This window comes from Gluconobacter sp. GP1 (assembly GCF_032913585.1).
Classification (GTDB): domain Bacteria; phylum Pseudomonadota; class Alphaproteobacteria; order Acetobacterales; family Acetobacteraceae; genus Gluconobacter; species Gluconobacter cerinus.
Window position 1 is genome coordinate 1,492 of record NZ_JASGXC010000004.1, and the last position, 6,635, is coordinate 8,126.

General features: G+C 57.6%; 3 protein-coding genes and 1 pseudogene. All 4 read right to left on the reverse strand.

Annotated features, from left to right (window positions below):
* Positions 1–861: pseudogene (locus R5H23_RS11360) on the reverse strand (hypothetical protein); the annotation flags it as partial.
* Positions 861–1,619 (reverse strand): hypothetical protein, encoded by a 759-nt coding sequence (locus tag R5H23_RS11365; protein ID WP_317215491.1) that lies wholly within the window; start codon positions 1,617–1,619, stop codon positions 861–863. The pseudogene R5H23_RS11360 and the gene R5H23_RS11365, both read right to left, overlap by 1 nt.
* Positions 1,620–1,625: 6 nt before the next feature.
* Positions 1,626–3,302, reverse strand: a complete 1,677-nt coding sequence (locus R5H23_RS11370) for a hypothetical protein (protein ID WP_317215492.1) — start codon at positions 3,300–3,302, stop codon at positions 1,626–1,628.
* Between the two features lies 1 nt (position 3,303).
* Positions 3,304–6,635, reverse strand: a 3,332-nt coding sequence (locus R5H23_RS11375; protein ID WP_317215494.1) for a transglycosylase SLT domain-containing protein, incomplete at its 5' end; no start/stop codon positions are given.

Below are 6,635 nucleotides of genomic sequence, written 5' to 3' on the forward strand. Positions count from 1 at the left end.
GAGCGGCAGATCGTCAGTGAAGACAAAGCCACGGCCGTTCCAGTTGATGGTGCTGGAGGACACGGAGAAAAAGACGTTCCCCGACCCGTCATAGGCCACGGCGTTTCCGTCTGGCTGGAAGCTGAATTTCCCGCCGCCATACTGAACTGTCAGATAGCCGTTGATGGTCTGGTTCTGGCTTGTGTCGCCCGCACGCAGGATACGGGTGTCTGCATTGGCGCTTGCAGAACTGGCTGCACTGGAAGCGCTTGTCGCACTGCTGGCGACGTCATTGACACGGGCATTCGTGGCATAGTCGCCGGAGGGCTGATAGGTGTGCCAAGCTCCGCCCGCATAGACGCCAAGCTGACCACTGCCCAGATAGATTGTGAGCAGGTCCGGAGCCGCACCGTTAGCGTCACCATATTTCCGCAGGTATCTGGCATCCGCCTGATGCGCAGGAACAGCCTGTTGGCCGGTCCAATCGGTTACGTCAGGCACCAGAGCTTGATCGCGTATGCTGAGAGAGATTGCGGTGATCTGGCCAGCTACTGAGAAACCGCCATCTTTATCAAAGTAAGGTACGAACCTTGCAGGTACCTCATTATAAACTTCCACGCCCCCGGTGAAGCGCAAAGCATCAGTATTCCCAAGCGTGTTACCGTAAATTTCGCTCCGTGCGATTTTGGCTGGTGCGCCAGCCGTCAGTGTTCCAATACCCCACTCCGCCTGGGAGCCATCATCGGCATAATAAAATACCTGCCCCCCACCTGGGAAAGCCTGCGCAAAAGAAATGCGGTTCAAAGGGGGGCCGTTTAGGACAAAGTCCCCAACGCCTGGATTACTCGATGTCTCCAGGACAAAGTCTTGCAACAGAGTCATCACAGTCGCTCCGTCATATTGAATGTCCAGCTACGCCGATCAGCTGCGCCAAATGGATTGCCGAGATCCCCGCCACTCAGTCGGCCATAAATCGCCTGCTTTTGCAGCGCAGGTGCAGAGGGGTCAGGAATAAAGAGAATATTTTCCCCTCGTGCTGCTACAGCTTGAATATCCGACAGGATATCTGCCTCTGCCGACCCATAAGACTGGTGAGCGATGGATGCTTTTTTCTGGATCCACCGCATCTGGGGAAATTCTGCTCCAGACAGGGCCGTGACCTCATCAACACCCAGATTGAAACCTGAGGTGCTGTCTGTAGAAAAATTCCGGATGGGCTGCCAGAGCGGCCCCACATACGCCAGCGGGACCGAAAGATATCCATCAGGGTTGGTAGCATCCGAAATCGTAATCTGAACAGCATCAGCGACCAGGTCAGGCGGAAACACAAATGTTGCCTGCCCCCCTGTCGTGGCCATCGCTGGGGCTACGTCCTGCACCACGGTATCGTGGAGCCTCAGAACGAGCCGCCACGATGCTTCCGCCGTTAAATTTGTCCGATGCAGGGACACAGCACGGACTGGAGAAGCCTGGGCAAACTGGATTGTCAGAGTGGCTTGTGTCCCAAGAGCGCGCCAGGCGTAGGCAGAACTTCCCTGCGGAGACGTCAGATTGCTTACTGGAAGAGCAGCCACACTGCTGTCTGCTGTCAAAGCTGCCGACAGGATGAGGTTCTGATAACCAATTCCACAGTTTTCCATGATGTCTCACATAATATCGGGCCAAAAGTCGCCCATAATTCCTGTCATCGGCAGGCTCCAGATGACTAGGATTTGCAAAGTTGCTGTCGCGTCTCCGCCTCGAATGTGTTCCGCCACTACGATCCCAACAGTGATGCCATCGAGACCCGGCACAGCGGCCTGGATGGAGACATAATCACCAAGGTCCAGTTGCCAGCTAATTTCTACAGGGACGGTCACAGACCAAAGAGACTTGTAAGCCCCCCAGAGCTTTCCATAAGCATCAGCAACTGTCTGGGCATCTCCTGCGGCATTCAGAGCTGTGACCACGGATGCAGGGTCATTTGGAACCCGCCACCTTGCCCTCAGGCTGGCATCCGACCAGACCGCATTTCGATCAGCCGTGCCGATAACAGACTGTCGGCTGGCCGGGGCCTGAGGATGCAGACCGGAGCCCGCAGTCTGGACCGTAAAATTATGCTGCCACCCAATCCGCCAGCGCCATGTGGGAGGACTGAGAGAAGAATCCAGCGCTATGGGTTGAATTTCGGTCATTTCGTTGGCGGTCAATGTCATGACCGTGGACGTCGTTTCATCCCAGGCCAGGAGTTGGACGGGACGCAGTTTACCCTCTCGCGTCGGGACGATTGAAATACCAAGCCCTGAGAGCAGCGTGCGGACAACGTCCTGCCCCGTGACCGTTTCCGTACCGTCCCAGAACCAGCCAGCACGCCAGGGCGCGAGACTGCTTTGGTTTTCCCACTGATTGTCCAGATAGGTGGCTGGAAGCCTGAAGTCCTCCAGAAGCATCTGTCGCAGGATATCCAGAACATTGGCAGGGCCTGCACCGGACGGAAACGCGCCGACTGCATCCACGGTAATCCCGTAAACCGGCCGGGTTCCGAGCCGGATCCATGTTCCTGTCCCACTTCTCTGGATCAGATAGGTGCCGGGAGCCGGAGACTGCGCATAGATGTCTGTCACCGTTCCGGAAAAGGTTATGCCTCCTGCAAAGCCGCCCTCATAGAGTGCGGAAATTTCTGCTGGCGCATCACTGACCTGATAGACGTAATTCACGGCATCGATCAGGACGGGCGTGATGTTGCAGACCGTTCCCCGCAGGGTTGGCATGAGACGCCCAGTGACGTTTGAGTCCCCATCCAGACCGCCCGTGCCGCCATAGATGCGGCCGGTCATGGTCACATCCAGCCAGGAGAGCGCCCCGAGCAGCGGAATGGTCAGGGTGCGACGTCCCGGCTGCCAGAGCGTGCCCAGGCCAGCGAAAACCGGCTTGAGGTCTGCCCGCGCTGGATCCATCCAGATCCCACGCTTACGATCGAGAATTTTCTGACCACTCAGGATCCTGATGGGCAGATGATCGTTCGTCTGATTGACGACATAGTCATCCAGCGAGCCGTCATTGATCAGGGTGATCGATCCGAAGCTCGATGCCCCCCCGAGCGCGTCAGACGTGAGAGAAATTCCCCTATCAAGATCGAATGCCTGAGTGACGAGCGGCACATAAGGGCTGTGATTTTCGTCAACATACCCCATGTCCGAGAAACGCAGAGTCTGGATTGTTTCCAGAGCCGCCGTCTGCCGACGCAATGTTCCATGCGGCCGACTGCCATGGGCCGGGCGATCATCGAGCTGGACAGAAAGCATGTTGACCAGGTCAATCTCTACCGCCCGGAACAGTGTCACGTCATGCTGCCTTTCCTGTTGTCGATTTGAGGTTGGTCATCCGGATTTCCGACAGCACCTTGCCCAGCAGCGCGACCATCTGCTGCTGCCCCTCACTGATCGTCGTTGTGGTGGACTTCAGAGCGTCCTGAAGAACAGACGCGGTCAGCGTGTTCGTATCCAGCTGACCAACCGTCTGAAGGGCCTGCATCACCCGCTGGTAGTCCGTGGAATATTGCACCCCGGATCCGTTGTAGGTCTTGCTGGCAGACAGGAACGTCTGAAAGTCGTCCTGAAGGCTTGAAAGTGCGGATGCACTTCCACCCTGCGCGGCGGTCAGATCCGTTGTCAGGTTGTCGTTTGCGACCTTGTACTGATCAGCAGCAGACAAAGGGGAGGCATCCGAGGTTGCCAGCCCTTTGGCATAACTTTCCAGACCAGACAGAGTGCTCTGGAGACTTTGCAAGGCCTGATCATTGTACTGTTGCTGGATCTTCAGCCGTTCGGCCGACAGGGTTTTTTCCAGATCGGCTGACTGATTGATGTACTCCTGCTGCGACTTGTAGGAATCGCCCAGGAATGCCTCCCAGCTGTCTGCGAGAGCCTTGCGCTGCTGATCCGCGCTAGTATCGAACGTCAAAAGGGCTGCCCCCTCATCATCGCCCGTGGCCGTCAGGTAACGCGCGTTCACAGCCGTGTCTGAATCCCGCAATGTCCCCAGCTGCTGGGCATACCCCGTTTCATACAGCGCACTGAATTTGGCGTTGAGCTGCGTTCCATCCAGACCATAGGCGACAGCCTGGGAGCCAGCCGCTTCATAGGTCTGTCGCAAGGTCGCCATCTGATCCACCCAGGACTGCTGCCCGGAGACAGTGGCCTTGAGCAGATCCGGCATGGTCGAATTGACGAACGTGGTGACAGTGGAGATCTGTGTCTGGAGATCGGACGTGGACAGGGTCTTCCCATCCAGCGCCGTGTCCAGAGCTGTTTTCAGATCCCCGGTCGCCTGAGTGAAATTGCTGACCGTGACGGTGCCGTCCGAATTGAACTTCGAGACGGCGACGCCGAGCTGATCAACAGTATCAGCCATGGTCTTCAGGTTCTGGATTGCTGTCGTGTAATCCGACACGGAGGTCGCATCACTCGGCAGACCCTGCTGAAGCGCCTGATTGAATGTCGTATCTGACGTGCTGTAGGTCGCCTGTTTCAGGAGGTCCGTCAGCGACACAGACTGCAAGGATTTGTCCTTGTTGTTCTTGTCGTCACGAACCGTTCCGAGCAAACCGCCATCACCGCCGCCAATCGTTACCCCGGTAGAGGACAGAACAGAATTGAAGGACGTAATGTCGCTCTTCAGCTGCTCCGTGATCTGGTCGGTCTGGGCCTGATTCCAGGTCTTGCCCAGGGACAGCTGACCATCCGTCGTCATGACCTGGTCGATCGTGTACGGGTTTTTCTTGTGGCCGAACATGCCGCCGAAAAGGCCGCCCAGACCGCCGCCAATCAGGCCGCCAAGCATGGTACCGATTACCGGAAAGAAGGACCCGGCCGCCGCACCCGCCGCCGCACCCACGGCACTCCCGATCGTGCCGTTGCTCTTCAGGCCACCGCCAATCCCGGACAGGGCAGAGCCGATCCCGAACCCGCCACCGACACCACCGAGCAGGTTTCCGACCGTGGCAGTTCCAAACAGATTGGTTTTAAGCCCGGAAGAGAGCCAGGACGTTGAACCGCCCGCGCTACTCAGAGAACTCGAAGCCGATCCCGCCGACCCAAGGCCGCCGAGAGCATCCGCATCATCCTGTGCCGTGTAGCTGGAAGAACTTCCACCGGACAGAATGGAAGAGACGTCCCCCAGTGTTGTCCGGCTTTTCCCATCGATCGCACTCAGAAGCGGATTGATCAGCGCCAGCTTGGCAATCATCGAGATCAGCTGGCTTTCCACACCCTGCATGGCAGACTTGAACGTCACCCCACCATTTGAGGCGTTGACCAGGGCCTGTGTGAAGCTGCTCGACAGCGTGTCCGCTGCGGACGAGATATCACTGGTCAGTTCGTTCAGCGTGTCCTGCTGATGCTGGTAGGCATTCGTGGCCGACTGAATCGCCGCAACGTTATCCAGATCGGTCTGCGAGGCTTTGGACGTGAGATCAGAGCCATTTTGCAGCAAAGCATTCCGCTCTTTTAGAACGGCCATCTGCACAGATACCGCATCAGAATTCTGCCCAAGTGATGCTGTCTCTGCCTGAATATACTGGAGATCCAGAGACTGCCCGTAAGCCTTGCGCGCCGTGGTGATATCAGCCTGTGCCTCTGCCTGCCGCTTGAGAGCATCCGTGAGAACTGCCGTCTGGCGTGCCTGTTCCTGCGTGTTGGCCGTGGAGGTTGCCTGGACAGTGTCTGAGGCTTCCACAGAGCGCAGATAATCGTCCAGGCTGCCCTTGCTGGCATCATAGGACGACAGCAGCGAATTCTGGGCAGCCGACTTGCGATCCATCGCGTCGATAGAGCTGTTAAACTGTCCCGTCAGGATCTGCTGTTCCCGTGCTTCCGCGACGAGAATATCCGCCGTGGACGCATGGGCCTGGCCCATCTTGCGGGCAGCTTCCTCGACCTGCTGATCAACCTGCACCATAGCTTTCTGCGCAGCCGTACCGGCCCAGGCCGCATCCGTGGCCTGCTCCTGCTGATGCGCCAGTTCCTGAAGCGGGTCTCTCAGTTCGTTTAGCGCGCCCTTGTGGGTCATCAGGCGGTTGGTCAGATCCTGCGTTGATGCCGCATAATCGGCATCTGTAACTTTCCCGGCCTTGTGCAGGTCATCCAGTGCCTGCTGGGCAGACGTCAGCATCTTGATGGCGTTCGTCTGATCTGTGACCTGCGAAGCCGTGGACCCGTCTGATGTCTTCAGAGCATCATCAACACTGGTCTGAAGACTGGCTGCCTTTGTGGCTCCGTAAACCTCCCCGCCAGTGACAGTCTGCGCGTAGTCCATAACAGACTGAGGGGCTGATTTTGCGCCCTTCAGATATTGATCGACGTTTCCTTCACCCCAATTATACGCCATGGCGACCAGCTGCTGGTTGCCGTTGTACTTGTCATACAGATGCACCAGGAGCCGCTCGGCTGCTGTGACATTGCCGGTCGGGTCCGTCAGATCATTCCCGGCCGCATTGGACGGCATGACCTGCATGGCTCCGATCGCACCAGCAGAAGACGTGACGACCTGACCATTCTTGTACTGGCCCGTGGCACTTTCCACTGGCTGGATCCGGTGCGCCAGTGAGATGACATCAGAGCTGGCCCCGATCTGGGAACCAACACTGTCAATCAGTCCCGAGACCCCAGAAGCGGACC